Here is a 17,250-nt window from a genome sequence, read left to right as displayed (position 1 = left end):
GGAATTTTCCACCCCTTTATCTTTTTGGGAAGAAATTTCCCGTTGAAGACCTGCTCGGCAGGAAACCGGGCAGGTCTTCAACGACTTGGTCCTTCCCGTGAGACCGTGCTTCCCGGAGTCAGCGCCCGCGGTTGTGCATCACGTGTTTGGTGCGGGAGTAGTCATCGAGGGCGTAGATCGAGAGATCACGCCTCGGGGTTCCTTGGATACTGCAGGCGATGACTCCCTGTGGCGGTATAAACAGGGCTTGATCACGGCTGCGCGAGGCAACGACGCCGGCGCGGCCGCTTCCATCAACGAGGCATCACTTCTCGATGCCTCGGAGCGGATCAAAGTACGGCTTGCCGCGCAGAACGTTGGCTAGCCGCGCCCCGCGGAGGACGGCGGCGGGCCGCCCCGCCGTCGCCGGATTCGATCCGCACGGAATGGACGTGGGAGCCTTCGACTCCTGCAACGGGGACCGCAAGATCGATGAAGAGCCCTGGACACCGGTGCCCGGTTGTGCCGTAGGGTAGCGGTCATGGAACTCCGCCTCGAGGTCGTCCAGATACCCGTCTCAGACGTGGACCGGGCCAAGGCCTTTTACACTGAGAAGCTCGGCTTCGTGCTGGATCACGACGTCGAACACATACCCGGAATGCGCGTCGTCCAGCTCACCCCGCCCGGCTCGGCAGCCTCCATTGTCATCGGAACCGGGATGACCAGCATGGTTCCCGGTAGCTTGGAAGGTCTCCAACTGGTCGTGACGGACATGGCTGCCACGCGGAGCGAGCTGCTCCAACGAGGCGCGCCCGTCAGTGAGGCCCAAGACATGGGCGGGTTTGCCTTCGCGTATTTCAGTGACCCCGACGGCAACCGCTGGGTGATTCAGGAAATCCCGCTGAAGGACACCCCCAGCCGTTAACAGGCCGGGCTTATCGAGTTTGCGAGTGCCAGAGTAACGACGGTGAGAAGTTCCGGGCCTGCGCTGGCAAAGTGCGCGGCAGCAACGAGCCGTGGCATCGCGGGCGTGACCGGCGTAGCCTGCGCTTAGGCGAATACAGCGCGCACCTGCGCGTCGGCACGAAGCGGGCGGTGCCCATGAAGAAGTTCGGAACAGAAGACAGCCACAGCCCTCCGGCGGCTCCGGCCGAACCGGGGCGCCTGTCACCGCACCGTGGCTCATTGCGCCTCGCCGCCACCTTGGCGTTTGCCGGTTTCGTGGTATCCGTGGTTGCCGGGCTGTTCCACGCCGATTCGGCCAGCGCGAACGACCACCCTGCGACGTTCGCGGAGTACGCCCGCAGCGGCATCTGGACGGCCGTCCATCTCGGCCAGTTCGTCGGCATGGCGCTTCTCATCTCGGGGCTGCTGGTCCTGCTGGTGGTCCTGAAAACGCCGGACGGGGCCATGGCCTGGACGGCCCGGTTCGGCGCGGTGGCGGCGGTCGCGGCACTGGCACTGTATGCCGCGCTCCAAGCCGTCGACGGGGTCGCCCTCAAGCATGCCGTGGACGCGTGGGCTGCCGCGGCGGAACCGGAGAAGGCTGCCCGGTTCGCGACCGCCGAGGGTATCCGGTGGCTGGAGTGGGGCATGCGCAGCTACCAGAGCTTCATGCTGGGCACGGCCCTGTTCCTGACCGGCGCCGTGGTTGTCAGAGCACGCCGCGTCTCCCGGCTGATCGGCTACCTCATGGCGCTCTCCGGCATCGCGTACCTCGCCCAGGGCTGGATCATCGGGGCCGAAGGCTTCTCCCCGGCCAACACCATTCCCACGCTGGCAGGCATTGTCCTGATGCTGGTGTGGACCGTGTGGTTGCTGCTCAGCGCGTGGTTTGGCAACGATGTGCCGTCGGGGGACATATGACGCGGGTAACGGGCCACTCACGGCCGAAGTCGCCGGAAAGCTGCCCGTTCGCCGGAAAGTTCCGGCGAATTCGCAAGTTTCCGGCGAATTCGCGCGTGGGAGCCGGAAGCGCAGCCGACATCGGCTCCCTGGATCAGGGCTGCCGGTAGCGGATACCCCAGCTGAGGTCCCAGGTCTCGCCGGGGGCCAGCCAGCGCAACCCCTCGCCGCTGTTGAAGGCGTCGGCCGGAGCCGTCATCGGTTCCACGGCCACCGCAGTGACCGGGCCGTCTTCGCCGGGGAAGACGCCGGTGGTGAATGCCTGGATGTAGCCGAAGGACGCATCCATGAACAATTGCACCTGGCTGCCGTCGGGGGTCTCCAGATAGTGCAGCGAGCTGCCGTCGGGTTCCCTGCGGACGTTGCCCCACGCATCGTCGAGGGCGACGGCGCCCACTAGTTGCCCCGCCCGGAAGTCGTGGCGGGTTCCGTGGACAGCCGTGGTGGCGCCGGTCGGATTTAGCCGGTGGTCGACTTCGATGTGGGTGTCGGCATTGATGACGAGCGTCAGGTCCTCGGTCGGCACGGCACCCAGCCGGAGGAAGGGATGTGCCCCGACGGCGACCGGGGCGGCCCGGCTGCCGGTATTGGTCAGGCTGTGGGTGACAAGGAGTCCGTCCTCGGTGAGGCGGTAGCAGACCGCCGTCGAGAGTTCAAAGGGGTAGCCCTGTTCGGCCGCGACGTCGACGGTCAGGGTGATGCTGTCCGGCGTCCGGTGCGCGACCCTGTACGCGGCGGCGGATAGCAGGCCGTGCAGGGCGTTGCCGTTGCCCGGTTCCGTGATCTCCAGTTGCTGCGGGACGCCGTCGTAGGTCCACTTGCCGTCGGCTACCCGGTTGGGCCACGGCACCAGGACCCAGCCGGCGCACGACGGCGGAGCGGACTGGGCGGGATAGTCCTGCACAAGGGCGACGCCGTCGATTTCCAGGGCACGCAGGCTGGCGGCGATTTCCGTCACGACGGCTTTTTGGCTGCGGCCTCCCAGCGTGGCCTGCAGCTCGAAGTGCGCGCCCATCGGTGAACGTGTGTGGTGCGGCCCCGGCTGGTTCTGCGCGCACTGGTGTTGCACTGCCTGATTCTGCACTGCCTGATTCTGCACGGTCAGCCTGTCTGTGACGTGGGTGAGGGCACGGTGCCGGCGGGTGTGCCGAGGCCGGCGGGATCTGCCAGGAATGGGGTGAAAGCCAGTTCCGCGGCTCCGATCATCATCAGATCGGAGCCGAGGGCTGCGCGGTAGATTTTTGCCTGTCCAGCGGGGCCGTCCATTGCCTGGGACAGCAGCATTGCCTGCAGCGACCCCGGGGCCAGCGCGTGCAGGGTTCCCAGGAAGCCGTCAAGGACGATTGCGTCGGGGTTGAAAATGTTCACGGCGTTGCGCAGGGCTACGCCCAGATAGGTCAGCTGGCGTGCGACTTCGTCGCTGAGCTCGGCGCTGTTGCTGTTCCCGAGGGCTTCTTCGAGGTCGGCGGTGTCGCCGCTGCTCAAGCCGGCCAGTTCGAGGAGGCGGCCTTGGGAGACCTCGGTTTCCAGGCAGCCCGTGGCACCGCAGTGGCAGCTGGTGCCGCCCGAGCGGACAAAGGTGTGGCCGAGTTCCCCGGCATAGCCGGAGGCCCCCCGGAGCAGTTGTCCGTCCGCGATGATCCCGCCGCCGACGCCGCTGGCACCACCGTTGAGGTAGATCAGATTGCCCGGCCGGGCACCAACACCAACTCCAACACCGGCGCCGGCGCCGAAAATCAGCTCGGCTTCCGCGCCCAGGGAGGCGTCGTTGGCGGCCTGACACGGGTAGCCGGTGGCCTCGCTCAGCATCCGGGCGACCGGCTCATTGCGCCAGCCCAGGTGCGGCGCGTGCCGCACGATGCCGTCGTCGCGGTTAACCAGGCCGGGCACGGCCATGCCAATGCCGGTAATCCGGTAGGAGGCATCCAGCTCGGACCGCATCCCGGCGATGACGGCCGCTGCGATATTCACCGCTTCCCGGGCGCTTGGAATCCGTTCCGTTTCGAAGCGGATCTTCTTTTGGACCTTCCCGCCGAGGCTGACCAGGCCGATGGTGACGGCGTCGACTTCCGGATTGACGGCCAACGCAGCAATCGACGGACTGGGATGGACCTCGGGACTGGGCCTGCCCACCTGACCCTCGCCGGCGGGCGCCGTTTCAAAGACGAGCCCCAGCGAGGTGAGCTGTCCGATCAATGTGCCGACCGTGGAACGGTTCAGCCCCGTGTGCCGGGTCAGCTGGGCGCGGCTGAGGACGCCGTGGTGATGGACGAGGGAGGTCAACAACGACAAGTTGTTGCGGCGCGACGGATCCGGCTCGCCTGCCGGGGCCGAGGGATGGGTACGTGGAGGCATCATCGTGACACTATCAGCGCCCGAACACCGTGCGGTCCAGGAAGGCGTTGCGGAATTTTCCGGCCGGATCCAGCCGTCCGGCCAGCGCGGTGAAGTCGGCAAAGCGGGGATACAGCGGGGCGATGGCGGCGGCGTCGCCATGGAACAGTTTGCCCCAGTGGGGGCGGGCGCCGAACGGGGCCAGCTCCGCTTCAAGAAGGGGCAGGATTGCCGTGACCGCGGGCTCGTCCTGGCGCCAGGTGAAGTGCAGGCCGATCCCGTCTCGGCCGTAGTTGGGGCTGAGCCACAGCTGGTCGGCCGCGATCGTGCGGATTTCCCCGACCAGGAGCAAGGGAGTGACGATGTCCGAGAGGTTCCGCATCGTGCGGAGGGCGTCGACGGCGTGCTCCCGCGGGATCAGGTACTCGCTTTGGAGCTCGTCGCCCTGGCTGGGGGTGAATTCCATCCGGAAGTGCGCGAGCCTGTCGGACCACGGCCCGGGAACGCCGAGCTGCTGCGTGCAGTTGCTGCCGGACACGCCGGGCAGCGGGTGCCGGGCCTGCGTGGCCGGCGTGCCGGCGAAGAATTCCTGCAATCCGGCGGGCAACGCCGTGTGGTCCGTGCGGTCCTTGAGCCAGGCCTGGCCCACCGTGGGCCCGCTCCAGTCGGTGAACAGGCTCACGCTGTAGGCCGCTGACGTCACGTCGTCGAAGCTCTCCAGGACTTGTTCCCAGTCAAGGCCCTCAAAGACACTCTGGGCAATCTCGAAGCTCGGTTCGATATCCAGGGTCAGGCGGCTGACGATGCCCAGTGCCCCCAGGCCCACCACCATGCCGTCAAAGTCGGCGTCGCCGCGCCGGGCCGTGACGACTGTGCCGTCGGCGGTGACCAGCTCAAGCTCCGCAACGGCCGTGGCAAGGTTGCCGTTGCCGTCACCGGAGCCATGCGTGGCGGTGGCGACGGCGCCCGCCACCGAGATGTGCGGCAGCGAGGCGAGGTTGTGAAGGGCAAAGCCCTGGCGATGGAGCTCAGCCGCGAGCGTCCCGTAGCGCGTGCCGCCGCTGACGGTGACGGTCATGTTCTGCGGATCGACGCTGATGCCGGCGTCGAGCCGGTCCAGCACCACCAGGGTCCCGGCCGTGTCCGCAATGTCGTTGAAGGAATGGCGGGACCCCAGCGCGCGGACCTTCCCGGTGCCGGCCACCAAGTCCTGCAGTTCCGCCATGCTCGCCGGATGGGCGATCCGCGGTGCCTGGTAGCCGTAGTTCCCCGCCCAGTTGCGTTCGGTCACCATCTGATCAATCACGGTTGAATCCTTCATTCGGGAGCCTCGCTGCCCTGGTTCCTGTCTCGCCTGGCACTTATTTGCTGTTTTTCACAACATAACAGCCGAGCGGGCAATTCGCCAGAGTGCGGCACAAATACGGCGGCCATGCCTCGGTCAAGTGGTTGACATCACTAAAATCCATAATATGTTTGTCTCTAGAACAATTTCGTTTGAACCACCCCTTCTCAGTAACCGCACACACCTCTGGAGCATTCAATGGCGATTCAGCCCACCCGTGAAGACAAGTTTTCCTTCGGCCTCTGGACGGTCGGCTGGGAGGCCCAGGACCAGTTCGGCTCCGCCACCCGCCCGCCGCTGGACACGGTCGAAGCCGTCAACAGGCTCAGCGACCTCGGCGCCTACGGCATCACCTTCCACGACAACGACCTCTTTCCCTTCGGCTGCTCGGCCGCCGACCGCCAGCGCGAAATCGACCGGCTGACCGGCGCGCTGAAGGCCACCGGGATGATCGTCCCGATGGTCACCACCAACCTCTTCAGCCACCCCGTCTTCAAGGACGGCGGGTTCACGAGCAACGACCGCGGCGTCCGGCGCTTCGCCCTGCGCAAGGTCCTGGACAACATTGACCTCGCTGCTGAGCTCGGTGCCGAAACCTTCGTCATGTGGGGCGGCCGCGAAGGCAGTGAATACGACGCCGCGAAGGACATCCGCGGCGCTCTGGAACGCTACCGCGAAGCCGTGAACCTGCTCGGCGACTACGTCACGGACAAGGGCTACAACATCCGCTTCGCCATCGAACCCAAGCCGAATGAACCCCGCGGCGACATCCTCCTGCCCACCCTGGGCCACGCCCTGGCCTTTATCGAAACGCTCGAGCGCCCCGAACTCGTGGGCATCAACCCCGAAACCGGGCACGAGCAGATGGCCGGCCTGAACTTCACCCACGGCATCGCCCAGGCGCTCTACCAGGGCAAGCTCTTCCACATCGACCTCAACGGCCAGCGCAGCATCAAGTTCGACCAGGACCTGGTGTTCGGCCACGGCGACTTGCAGAACGCGTTCTCCCTGGTGGACCTGCTCGAAAACGGCGGCCCCGACGGCGGCCCCGCCTACGACGGCCCGCGCCACTTCGACTACAAGCCCAGCCGCACCGAGGACATCGACGGCGTGTGGGACTCCGCCGCCGCCAACATGCAGACTTACCTGCTGCTCAAGGAACGCGCCAAGGCCTTCCGCGCCGACCCCGAGGTCCAGGCCGCACTGCAGGCCTCCCGCGTTGCCGAGATCAACGAACCCACGCTCAACCCGGGCGAAGGCTACGAGCAGCTCCGCGCGGACCGCGCTTCCTACGAGGACTTCGACGCCGACGCCTACTTCGGCGGCAAGGGCTTCGGCTTCGTCAAGCTGCAGCAGCTCTTCATCGAGCACCTGCTCGGCGCCCGCTAATACCGTGACGGCTGCTCCCATGACCCTTGTTGCCGGCGTCGACTCGTCCACCCAAAGCTGCAAGGTGGTGGTCCTGGACGCGGAAACCGGAAAGCTGGTCCGCGAGGGCCGGGCCGGCCACCCGGACGGAACGGAAGTCCACCCGGACCACTGGTGGCAGGCTTTGTCCGAAGCGTTCGACGACGCCGGCGGGCTGGCGGACGTCAGCGCGCTGTCGGTGGGGGGCCAGCAGCACGGCATGGTGCTGCTGGATCACGCCGGCAATGTGGTGCGGCCGGCGTTGCTGTGGAATGACACCCGTTCCGCCGCCGCAGCGGCCGCACTCACCGACGAAGTGGGGGCGGACGACTTTGCCCGCAGGACCGGCCTGGTCCCGGTGGCCTCCTTCACCATCACGAAGATCCGCTGGGTCCGGGACCACGAACCGGACCTGGCGGATCGGGTGGCGGCTGTTGCGCTGCCTCATGACTGGCTGACGTGGCGGCTCCGCGGCTACGGCCCGGCAGCATCCAGCCCGCTGGGCCCGGACCTGGACCAGCTCACGACGGACCGTTCGGATGCCAGCGGAACGGGCTATTGGAGCCCCTCTGCCGGCGACTACGATCTCGAGCTGTTCAAGCTGGCCTTCGGCCGGGATGCCCGGGAAGCTACCGGGAATGCCGGGCCGGGGGACTCCGGGACCGTGATTCTGCCCCGCGTTCTGGGTCCCGGCGAAGCTGCCGGGGAGATCCACCCCGTCTGCTTCGGATCCCCGGCTGAGCTGCCCGGCGCTGCTGGATCCGGCACATTGGCGTCAGGGCCCCGGATCCTGTTGGGTGCCGGTGCCGGGGACAACGCGGCCGCCGCACTGGGCCTGGGTGCCAAAGCCGGGGACGTGGTGGTGTCCGTGGGCACCAGCGGCACGGTGTTCTCCGTGGCGTCGCAGGCCGTTGCCGACCCCAGCGGCACGGTGGCAGGCTTCGCCGATGCCAGCGGAGAATACCTGCCCATCGCCGTCACACTGAATGCCGCGCGGGTGCTCAGCTCCGTGGCCGGCATCCTGGGTGTGGACTTCGATGAATTGTCGCGCCTTGCCCTTGAGGCCGAGCCCGGCGCTGGCGGCGTGGTGCTGGTGCCGTACTTCGAAGGCGAGCGCACGCCCAACCTGCCGCACTCCAAGGCCAGCTTCCATGGGCTCAGCATTGCCTCCAGCACCCGGAGCAACCTTGCCCGGGCCGCCATCGAAGGCATGCTCTGCGGGCTGTCCGGCGGCCTGGATTCCCTCCGCGCCCAGGGCAGCCCGGCAACCCGCCTGCTCCTGATCGGCGGTGCCGTGCAAAACCCCGCGGTGCAGGCTATCGCGGCCCAGGTCTTCGACCTGCCGGTGGTGGTCCCGAGCCCGGGGGAGTACGTGGCCCGGGGGGCGGCCGTGCAGGCAGCCTGGGCGCACGGCGGCAACCGCCCGGCATGGCCCGTTGCGGTGGACGCTGCTCCGGCCCCGGACTTCCACCCGGAAATCCAGCAGAATTACCTGAGGGCGAGCCGCCACATTGACCCCGGCGGCTGAGCCGCCGCGGCGGCTACGGCCGCGGCGCGTCCGGCGTCGGGATCCCGGCGGCGGGAGGGGCCGTCGACTCCCGGACCACCAGGTGGGTGGCGAGTTCGACCCGTCGCGAGTCGAGCTCCTCGTTGTTGGCCAGCCGGAGGACGGCCCGCAGTGCGGCGCGGCCCATCTCCTGCAGGGGCTGCGTCACGGTAGTCAGGGCGGGGATGGACTGCTCCGCCTGGTACGTGCCGTCGAAGCCCACCACGCTCAGGTCTTCGGGGATCCGCAGCCCGTGCCGCCGGGCTTCGGCCAGGACGCCGAGGCCAATGCTGTCACTCCCCGCGAAGATGGCGGTCGGGGGCTCTGGGAGGGCCATGAGCGCCTTGAGCGAGCGGATTCCGTGTTCGGGGCGGAATTTGTCCAGCATGACGTAATCGGGCCGGACCTGCACTCCTGCGGCCATGAGTGCCGCCATGTAGCCGTGCAGGCGGGCCTGGTTGCATTCCGCCGATTCCGGTCCGCCAACATAGGCGATCCGCCGGTGGCCGAGGCCGAGCAGGTGCTCCGTGGCTTCCTTGCCGCCCGCCCAGTTGGTGGCCCCCACGCTGACAACCTCCGACGGCGGTGGGTTCAGCGGATCGATCACCACCACCGGGATGTGCCGCCGGCGGAAGGCGCTCAGCTGGGCCGTACTGAAGCCGGACGTCACCACAATCAAACCGAGCCGGCCGTCATCCAGGATGCGCTGGGCCCGACGCTCCGGGCTGAGCGTCATGGCGGCTGGGTGTCCGGTCACATCGATCAGTACCTGGACGTCCACCGAGGCGGCCTGCTCCAGTACGCCGTTGAGGACCTCGACGGAGTACGCGGAGTACAGCGAGTCGAAAACCACTTCCACGATCCCGGTCCGGCCCTCGGCATGTTTGCGCTGATGCGTGGACTGGTAGCCCAGCTGCTCAAGTGCCGCCAGAACCTTGGTGCGCGTGCTCTCTGCAACGTCCTCCCGCCCGTTGATGACCTTGGAGACCGTGGGGGAGGAAACGCCGGCCTCCCGGGCGACGGCGGCAAGCGTTGGTCTGCCGGAACCCTGGACTATTGACACGATGACTCCTGTACTTTCGAAATATTTCGACAGAAAGAAGTCTCGCCTTGTTTGTCGGGTGCGTCAAGCCTATCTGGTGCAGATGAACCAAGGTTTCCGAATCCGCCCTTGACTGTGATTGCAGTCACCATTAGTTTAGTTTCACAAGTCGCAGACTTTTACGAAACTTTTCGAAATTTAGCTTTACCCCATCAGCAGCGGCAGTGCAGCCTTCTTCGCGGAGGGTTGGGCTGCCGCCACTCACACCCGGGCCATCAGCGCAGACCCCGGAAGACGAATGGAATCCCAGATGAAAAATCGTACGTTTCGCAGTGCCGCGATGGCCGTCTCCGCCGCCGCAATCTCGATCAGTCTGGCCGCCTGCGGCTCCAGCGGCCCGGCAGGCACTGCCGCCGGAGCGGACTCGGCCACCATGTGGGGGCTGACAGGCGGCAACCAGCCAGTGCTGCAGAAGTCCGTCACGGACTGGAACTCCGCCCACCCGGATTCGTCCATCAAACTGGATTTCTTCGCGAACGACGCCTACAAGACAAAGGTGCGCACCGCCGTCGGCGCCGGTCAGGGCCCGACCTTCATCTACGGCTGGGGCGGCGGCGTGCTGAAATCCTACGTGGATGCCGGGCAGGTGGATGATCTCTCCGGGTTCCTCAAGGACAACCCCGACGTTCAGGACCGCTACCTTCCCGCGGTTCTCAAGAATGGCGTCATCGACGGCAAAACCTACGCCCTGCCGAACAACAACGTGCAGCCTGTGGTGCTGTACTTCAACAAGGACGTCTTCGCCAAGGTGGGTGCCGAGGCTCCCAAGACCTGGGACGAGCTCATGGCGCTGGTGCCGAAGTTCAAGGCCGCGGGTATTGCCCCGTTTTCGCTCGGCGGCCAGTCCCGGTGGCCGGACCTGATGTGGCTCGAGTACCTCGTGGAACGCATCGGCGGCCCGGAGGTCTTCGCCAACATCGCTGCCAACAAGCCCAACGCGTGGTCCGACCCCGCGGTCACCGAGGCACTGACCAAAATCCAGCAGCTCGTCGACGCCGGCGGCTTCGTCAACGGGTTCTCATCCATCGCGGCGGACAGCAACGCCGACCAAGCACTGCTGTACACCGGCAAGTCGGCCATGATCCTGCAAGGCGGCTGGATCTACCAGAGCATGAAGAAGGACGCCGCCGACTTCGTCAAGAGCGGCAAGCTCGGCTACACCACTTTCCCGGCGGTCTCCGGCGGCAAGGGAGATCCGGCCAATGTCGTGGGCAACCCCTCGAACTTCTGGTCCGTCTCCTCGAAGGCCACCGACGGCCAGAAGAAAGCCGCCCTTGAGTACGTGAAGAGCGGGATGTTCTCGGACAGCAACATCCAGGGCCTCATCGACTCCGGAGCCGTGCCGGTGGTCAAGGGCATCGAAAGCAAGCTCGCCGCGTCCCCGGACAAGGACTTCCTGACCTACGTGTATGGCATGGCCAAGAACGCTCCGAGTTTCACCCTCTCCTGGGACCAGGCACTCAGCCCGGCCCAGGGGGACGCCATGCTGGCCAACCTCGACCAGATCTTCCTTAAGAAGATCACCCCGGAGCAGTTCACCGCCACGATGAACGCGACGATCGGAAAGTAATCCAGTGTCCACCACATCCGGTTCCTCCCGGCGGGCCCTCCAGCAGGGCCCGTCGGGGTGGCTGGCCGCACCGGCCCTTGCCTTCTTCCTGCTGTTCGCCATCATTCCGCTGATCGGCGTCCTGTTCCTGAGCTTCACCTCTTGGGACGGCCTGGGCGAGATCAAGCTGGACGGTCTGTCCAGCTGGACCACCGTCCTGACCGACCCCGTCACCGGGAACGCACTGCTGGTGACGGCGAAGATCATGTTCTTCTCGTTCATCGTCCAGGCGCCAATCAGTCTTCTGCTGGGCGTCTTCACCGCCGGGGGCCAGAAGTACCGCGCCGCCCTGGCCGTCCTCTACTTCGTGCCGCTGCTGCTGTCCTCGGCCGCGGTGGCCATCGCGTTCAAAGCCCTCCTGGACCCCAACTTCGGGCTGGGCGCCGGGCTCGGCCTGCCGTTCCTGGCCCAGGACTGGCTCGGCAATTCGGACCTGGTGCTGTTCGTCGTGGTCTTCGTGATCGCCTGGCAGTTTGTCCCGTTCCACACGCTCATCTACCAGGGCGGCGTGCGCCAGATCCCCGGGTCGCTGTACGAGGCCGCGCAAATCGACGGTGCCGGACGGATCCAGCAGTTCTTCAACATCACCCTGCCCCAGCTGAAGTACACCATCATCACGTCCTCCACGCTCATGGTGGTCGGCTCGCTCGCGTACTTTGACCTCGTCTTCGTCCTCACCGGCGGCGGCCCCGGCTACGCCACACGGCTGCTCCCGCTGCACATGTACCTCACCGGGTTCAAAGCCAATGACATGGGCGCTGCGAGTGCCCTCGGGGTCATCCTCGTGGTGATCGGCGTGGCACTCGCCCTGCTGCTGCAAAGACTGGGCGGAAAGAACCGCAATGCAAGCCAATTGGAAGGTGCCTGATGGCGTCCCTGACCCAGATTCCCGTCCCGTCCCCAACACCCGTCCGCCCCGCCGCCAGCCCCCGTCCGCGGACCAAGGCATCCGGACGGTCCCGCCCGAACGTCCTTGGCGGCCTCGGCGGCTGGCTCTGGCTGGCCATCATCATCGTCCCCGTTTACTACGTGGTGGTGACGAGCCTGAAGAACCAGGCAGGCTTCTTCACGTCCAACCCGATGATGCCGCCCGCCGAACCCACCCTGGACAACTACAAGCTGGTCCTGGAGAACGACTTCGCCAGATACTTTGCCAACAGCCTCATCGTCACAGTGGGCAGCGTCGTGCCGGCCCTCCTGGTGTCCTTTATGGCTGCGTACGCGATCGTCCGCGGCAAAAGCAGGTTCCTGGGCTGGACAAATAACCTCTTCCTGCTGGGCCTGGCCATCCCGTTGCACGCCACGATCATCCCCATCTACTGGATGATCACCCGTGCCCATCTGTACGACACCCTGCTGGCCCTGATCCTGCCTTCGGTCGCCTTCGCCATCCCGATCTCAGTGCTGATCCTGTCCAACTTCATGCGGGACGTCCCCAACGAGCTCTTCGAATCCATGCGGCTGGACGGCTGCTCGGACTGGGCCATGATGTGGCGCCTGGCGCTGCCGATGACCCGGCCCGCCGTGGTGACGGTCGGCATCTACAACGCGCTCGGGGTGTGGAACGGCTTCCTGTTCCCGCTGATCCTGACGCAGAGCCCGGACACCCGGGTGCTGCCGCTGTCGCTGTGGACGTTCCAGGGCGAGTTCAGCGTCAACATCCCGGCCGTGCTGGCCGCCGTCGTCCTCGCCACGCTGCCGCTGCTGGTGGTCTACGTCATGGCCCGGCGCCAGCTGCTCAGCGGCCTCACCGCAGGCTTCAGCAAATAGAGAGGACTTGTTGTGACTGAACTGAAACCCCTGCGTGTGGGGATGGTGGGCTACGCGTTCATGGGGGCCGCGCATTCCCAGGCCTGGCGGAGCGCGCCGCGGTTCTTCGACCTGCCCCTGCGCCCCGAACTGACCGCGATCGCGGGCCGGAACCCCTCCGGGGTGCGTGCCGCCGCGGACAAGATGGGCTGGGCGTCCGCCGAGACGGACTGGCGGGCGCTGATCGAACGGGACGACATCGACCTGATCGACATCTGCACCCCGGGCAACACCCATGCCGAGATCGCGATCGCCGCGCTCGAAGCCGGCAAGCATGTCCTGTGCGAGAAGCCGCTGGCGAACTCCGTCGCGGAAGCCGAACGGATGGCCAAGGCGGCCGACGCCGCGGCCGCCCGGGGCGTGTACTCGATGTGCGGCTTCAGCTACCGCCGCACCCCGGCCCTGGCCCTGGCCCGGCGGATGGTGCAGGAGGGCCGGCTGGGCCGGATCCGGCACGTCCGGGCGCAGTACCTGCAGGACTGGCTCTCCGACGCCGATGCTCCCCTGACCTGGCGGCTGGACAAGGCCAAGTCCGGCTCCGGCTCCCTCGGGGACATCGGAGCCCACAGCATCGACACCGCCCAGTGGATCACCGGACAAAGCATCACCGGGGTCTCGGCCCTGCTGCAGACCTTTGTCACCGAACGCCCCGTCGCCGGGGACCTCGTGGGCCTGGGCGGGCACGGCGCCACCGGTGCCGACACCGTCCGCGGGCCCGTGACCGTCGACGACGCCGCCATCTTCACCGCCCGCTTCGCCGGCGACGGCGACGGTACCGCCTCCAACAACGGAACCGGAACCGGGCCGATCGGCGTGTTCGAAGCCACCCGGTTCGCCCTCGGCCGGAAAAACGCGATGCGCATCGAACTCAACGGCACCCTGGGCTCGCTGGCCTTCGACTTCGAGGACATGAACGCCCTGTCCTTCTACGACGCCGCAGACGGCCCGGACGCGGGCTTCCGCAAGATCCTCGTCACCGAACCCGAACACCCCTACACCGGGAACTGGTGGCCCACCGGCCACGGCCTGGGCTACGAGCACCTCTTCACCCACCAGGCGGTCGACCTCATCCACGCCATCGCCGGCAACCGGCCCCCCGCACCGTCCTTCGCTGACGCCCTCCAAGTCCAAAAAGTCCTCGCCGCCGTCGAAGCCAGCGCCGGCGCCAACAGCCACTGGCACAACGTCTGAGAGGAAAGACCATGACACGACCCATCACTCTCTTCACCGGCCAGTGGGCCGACCTGCCCTTCGAAGAAGTGGCGCGGCTCGCCGGCGAGTGGGGCTTCGACGGCCTGGAGATCGCCTGCTGGGGCGACCACCTGGACCCGCAGCGCGTAGTCGAGGACGACGCCTACCTCCAGAACCGGCTCGACATCCTGGACAAGCACCGCCTCACAGTCCATGCGATCGCCAACCACCTCACCGGTCAGGCCGTCTGCGACGACCCGATCGATGAACGCCACGAGGGCATTCTTCCCGCCCCGGTGTGGGGCGACGGCGACCCCGAAGGGGTCCGCACCCGCGCCGCCGAGGCCATGAAGACCACGGCTCGAGCGGCCGCCAGGCTTGGCGTGAAGACCGTCACCGGGTTCACCGGGTCCTCGATCTGGAAATGCGTCGCCATGTTCCCCCCGGCGTCGGCGGCCATGATTGAACGCGGGTACCAGGACTTCGCCGACCGCTGGAATCCAATCCTCGACGTCTTCGACGAGGAAGGGGTCCGCTTCGCCCTTGAGGTCCACCCGTCCGAAATCGCCTACGACTACTGGACCGCCAGGCGCACCCTCGAGGCCATCGGGCACCGGGAGAACTTCGGCCTGAATTTCGACCCCTCGCACTTCCTGTGGCAGGACCTGGACCCGGTGATGTTCCTTCAGGACTTCGCCGAGAAGATCTTCCACGTTCACGTGAAGGAATCTGTCCGACAGCTCAACGGCCGCAACGGCCGGCTCGGTTCCCATCTTCCGTGGGCCGACCCGCGCCGCGGATGGGATTTCGTCACCGCCGGTCATGGCGACGTCAATTGGGAACCGATATTCCGGACCCTCAACGCCATCGGCTATCAGGGGCCCACCAGCATCGAGTGGGAGGACGCCGGCATGGACCGCCTGGTCGGTGCGCCGCAGGCCCTCGCACTGGTCAAGGACCTCGCCACGATCACACCGCCCGCGGCCGCGTTCGATGCGGCCTTCGCCGCCCGCTGAGCCGGCCACGACACACCAACAACAGAGGAACCCATGACAAACGACCACAAAACCGCTCTCGTGGTGCGCGGCGGCTGGGACGGGCACCAGCCCGTTGCCGCGACGGAGGAATTCATCCCGTACCTGAAAGCTAACGGCTACGAGGTCCGGGTGGAGGAATCGCCCAAGATCTATGCCGACGCCGACTACATGGCCGGCGTCGACCTCATCCTGCAGTGCGTGACCATGTCCACCATCGAGAAGGACGAGTTCGAGGGCCTGCGTGCCGCCGTCGAAAACGGCACGGGTCTGGCCGGCTGGCACGGCGGCATCGCGGATTCCTACCGTGACACCTCGGACTACCTGCACCTGATCGGCGGCCAGTTTGCCTGCCACCCGGGCAAGCACCCGGATGAGCGGACCGGCGGGCAGCCCGACAACTACGTCCCGTATACGGTCAATATGCTCCCCGCGGCCGCGGACCATCCGATCACGGCAGGCGTCGGCGACTTCGACCTCGTCACCGAACAGTACTGGGTCCTCGCCGACGACTACATCGACGTTCTGGCCACCACCACCCAGAAAGTCCGGGAATGGGACCCGTGGCACCGGGAAGTCACGTCGCCGGCCATCTGGACGCGGCAATGGGGACAGGGCAGGATCTTCGTCTGCACCCCGGGACACCGCGTCGAAATCCTCCAGGACAGCAACGTCCGCACCATCATCGAAAGGGGCCTGCTGTGGGCAAGCCGTTAGACCCAAACCAGTCAATTGACCCAGACCAGTCAATTGACACAGACCAGCCAATAAACGTTGGAATCATCGGCTGCGGAGCCATCATCGCCCAGTATCTGGCGAACTTCCGCCGACTTGAGGACATCAATCTCGTCGCCGTCGCGGACCTGGACCCCGCGCGGGCGCAGGCCGTGGCCGACTCGTACGACGGCGTCCGGGCGCTCAGCGTCGATGCGCTCCTGGCGGACGACGACGTCGAACTTGTCCTGAACCTGACCATCCCCGCCGCCCACGCCGAGGTCGCCCTGCGCGCGATTGCCGCCGGCAAGTCCGTCTACGGTGAGAAGCCGCTCGCGGCAACGACGGCGGAGGCCCGGCAAGTGCTGGACGCCGCGCGGACAGCCGGCGTCGTGGTCGGCTGCGCCCCTGACACCGTGCTCGGCACCGGGATCCAGACCGCCCGGAAGGCGATCGACGACGGGCTCATCGGCAAGCCCATCTCCGCGACGGCCACCATGGTCACCCCCGGTCACGAGCGCTGGCACCCGAACCCGGACTTCTACTACCAGCCCGGCGGCGGACCGCTCCTGGACATGGGACCGTACTACGTCTCAGCCCTCGTGACTTTGCTGGGGCCGGTGGTCTCGGTGATCGGCGCAGCCAGCCACACCCGCGACGAGCGGACCATCGGCTCGGGCCCGCGCGAGGGCCAGACGGTGCCGGTAGCGATCGACACCCACGTCACCGGCGTCCTGGTCCACGCCTCGGGGGCCCTGTCCACACTGGTGATGAGCTTCGACGCCGTGAAGACCAAGAGCCCCAACATTGAGGTCCACGGCGAGCGCGGTTCCCTGGTGGTTCCGGATCCCAACCACTTCGACGGCGACGTGCAGCTCTTCGCCCTCGGTGCGGACCACTGGGAGACCCTGCCCGTCTCCGCCGGCTACACGGACTCGGGGCGGGGCTTCGGCATCGCAGACCTCATCCGCACTCCGGCCGGCCAGGAGCCCCGGGCGGGAGGTGCCTTGGCCTTCCACGCCCTGGAGGTAATGGAGTCCGTCCTGGCGTCCGCGCACACAGGTGCACCGGTCCGGATCGGCAGCACGGTCGCGCGCCCCGCACCGGTCCAGCTCGCCACCCTCGCCGCGACAGCCCTGGCGGCTGCCCCCTAGAGCCCGCCCAGCCGCTCTCCCAGCCGTGCCCGGCCGAAGTCGCCGGAAAGCTGCCCGTTCGCCGGAAAGTTCCGGCGAACTCGCAGGCTTCCGGCGAATTCGCGCGCCGCGCCGGCGCCGG

General features: G+C 67.0%; 15 protein-coding genes. 11 read left to right on the top strand and 4 right to left on the bottom strand.

The features are described 5' to 3' along the window. Positions 1 to 520: 520 nt before the first annotated feature. On the top strand, positions 521 to 904 hold the full coding sequence (locus ABD243_RS13815; protein WP_344366782.1) for a VOC family protein: 384 nt from the start codon (positions 521 to 523) through the stop codon (positions 902 to 904). A 176-nt stretch (positions 905 to 1,080) separates the two neighbouring features. Beyond that, positions 1,081 to 1,845 (top strand): DUF4386 family protein, encoded by a 765-nt coding sequence (locus tag ABD243_RS13810; protein WP_344366780.1) that lies wholly within the window; start codon positions 1,081 to 1,083, stop codon positions 1,843 to 1,845. 133 nt (positions 1,846 to 1,978) lie between these two features. Here ABD243_RS13810 and ABD243_RS13805 read toward each other — a convergent pair whose 3' ends face one another. Genes ABD243_RS13805 through ABD243_RS13795 form a run of 3 tightly spaced genes read right to left on the bottom strand, consistent with a single transcriptional unit; the run spans position 1,979 to position 5,512 of the window. After that, positions 1,979 to 2,968 (bottom strand): aldose 1-epimerase family protein, encoded by a 990-nt coding sequence (locus ABD243_RS13805; protein ID WP_344366778.1) that lies wholly within the window; start codon positions 2,966 to 2,968, stop codon positions 1,979 to 1,981. Positions 2,969 to 2,985: 17 nt separating this feature from the next. Further along, positions 2,986 to 4,242 carry an ROK family protein gene (locus ABD243_RS13800; RefSeq protein ID WP_344366776.1) on the bottom strand — a complete coding sequence of 419 codons (1,257 nt, stop codon included), beginning with the start codon at positions 4,240 to 4,242 and terminating at the stop codon, positions 2,986 to 2,988. A 10-nt stretch (positions 4,243 to 4,252) separates the two neighbouring features. Next, the gene (locus ABD243_RS13795) at positions 4,253 to 5,512 is read right to left on the bottom strand and encodes an FAD-binding protein (protein WP_425547213.1); all 1,260 of its coding nucleotides are present in this window, start codon (positions 5,510 to 5,512) and stop codon (positions 4,253 to 4,255) included. A gap of 249 nt (positions 5,513 to 5,761) precedes the next feature. On the opposite strand from ABD243_RS13795, the gene xylA reads away from it, so the two are divergent. Further along, positions 5,762 to 6,952 carry a xylose isomerase gene (xylA, locus tag ABD243_RS13790; RefSeq protein ID WP_116766199.1) on the top strand — a complete coding sequence of 397 codons (1,191 nt, stop codon included), beginning with the start codon at positions 5,762 to 5,764 and terminating at the stop codon, positions 6,950 to 6,952. Between the two features lie 19 nt (positions 6,953 to 6,971). Further along, a complete protein-coding gene (locus ABD243_RS13785) occupies positions 6,972 to 8,498 on the top strand; it encodes a xylulokinase (RefSeq protein ID WP_344366769.1) in 1,527 nt (508 codons plus the stop codon). A gap of 13 nt (positions 8,499 to 8,511) precedes the next feature. Here the strand turns inward: ABD243_RS13785 and ABD243_RS13780 are convergent, their stop codons facing one another. Further along, the gene (locus ABD243_RS13780) at positions 8,512 to 9,582 is read right to left on the bottom strand and encodes a LacI family DNA-binding transcriptional regulator (protein ID WP_425547212.1); all 1,071 of its coding nucleotides are present in this window, start codon (positions 9,580 to 9,582) and stop codon (positions 8,512 to 8,514) included. Between the two features lie 286 nt (positions 9,583 to 9,868). Between ABD243_RS13780 and ABD243_RS13775 the strand changes: the two genes are divergently transcribed. Genes ABD243_RS13775 through ABD243_RS13745 form a run of 7 tightly spaced genes read left to right on the top strand, consistent with a single transcriptional unit; the run spans position 9,869 to position 17,129 of the window. Beyond that, entirely contained in the window at positions 9,869 to 11,188 is a 1,320-nt protein-coding gene (locus ABD243_RS13775; RefSeq protein ID WP_344366765.1) for an extracellular solute-binding protein, read from the top strand. Between the two features lie 4 nt (positions 11,189 to 11,192). Beyond that, positions 11,193 to 12,095, top strand: coding sequence for a carbohydrate ABC transporter permease (locus ABD243_RS13770; RefSeq protein WP_344366763.1), 903 nt, complete (start codon positions 11,193 to 11,195; stop codon positions 12,093 to 12,095). Next, complete coding sequence (locus ABD243_RS13765) at positions 12,095 to 12,997, top strand: carbohydrate ABC transporter permease (RefSeq protein ID WP_344366760.1); 903 nt, start codon at positions 12,095 to 12,097, stop codon at positions 12,995 to 12,997. The genes ABD243_RS13770 and ABD243_RS13765 overlap by 1 nt, the downstream gene beginning before the upstream one ends. Positions 12,998 to 13,009: 12 nt before the next feature. Next, complete coding sequence (locus tag ABD243_RS13760; RefSeq protein WP_344366758.1) at positions 13,010 to 14,227, top strand: Gfo/Idh/MocA family protein; 1,218 nt, start codon at positions 13,010 to 13,012, stop codon at positions 14,225 to 14,227. Between the two features lie 11 nt (positions 14,228 to 14,238). Continuing rightward, positions 14,239 to 15,243 (top strand): sugar phosphate isomerase/epimerase family protein, encoded by a 1,005-nt coding sequence (locus ABD243_RS13755; RefSeq protein WP_344366756.1) that lies wholly within the window; start codon positions 14,239 to 14,241, stop codon positions 15,241 to 15,243. Between the two features lie 33 nt (positions 15,244 to 15,276). Continuing rightward, complete coding sequence (locus ABD243_RS13750; protein WP_091253076.1) at positions 15,277 to 15,978, top strand: ThuA domain-containing protein; 702 nt, start codon at positions 15,277 to 15,279, stop codon at positions 15,976 to 15,978. 32 nt (positions 15,979 to 16,010) lie between these two features. Further along, on the top strand, positions 16,011 to 17,129 hold the full coding sequence (locus ABD243_RS13745; protein ID WP_425547210.1) for a Gfo/Idh/MocA family protein: 1,119 nt from the start codon (positions 16,011 to 16,013) through the stop codon (positions 17,127 to 17,129). Positions 17,130 to 17,250 lie beyond the last annotated feature (121 nt).

The sequence above is a fragment of the Arthrobacter humicola genome, from assembly GCF_039531445.1.
GTDB lineage: Bacteria > Actinomycetota > Actinomycetes > Actinomycetales > Micrococcaceae > Arthrobacter > Arthrobacter humicola.
The sequence above is the reverse complement of the archived record's forward strand: the minus strand, read 5'-3'. Positions and strand labels throughout refer to the sequence as shown.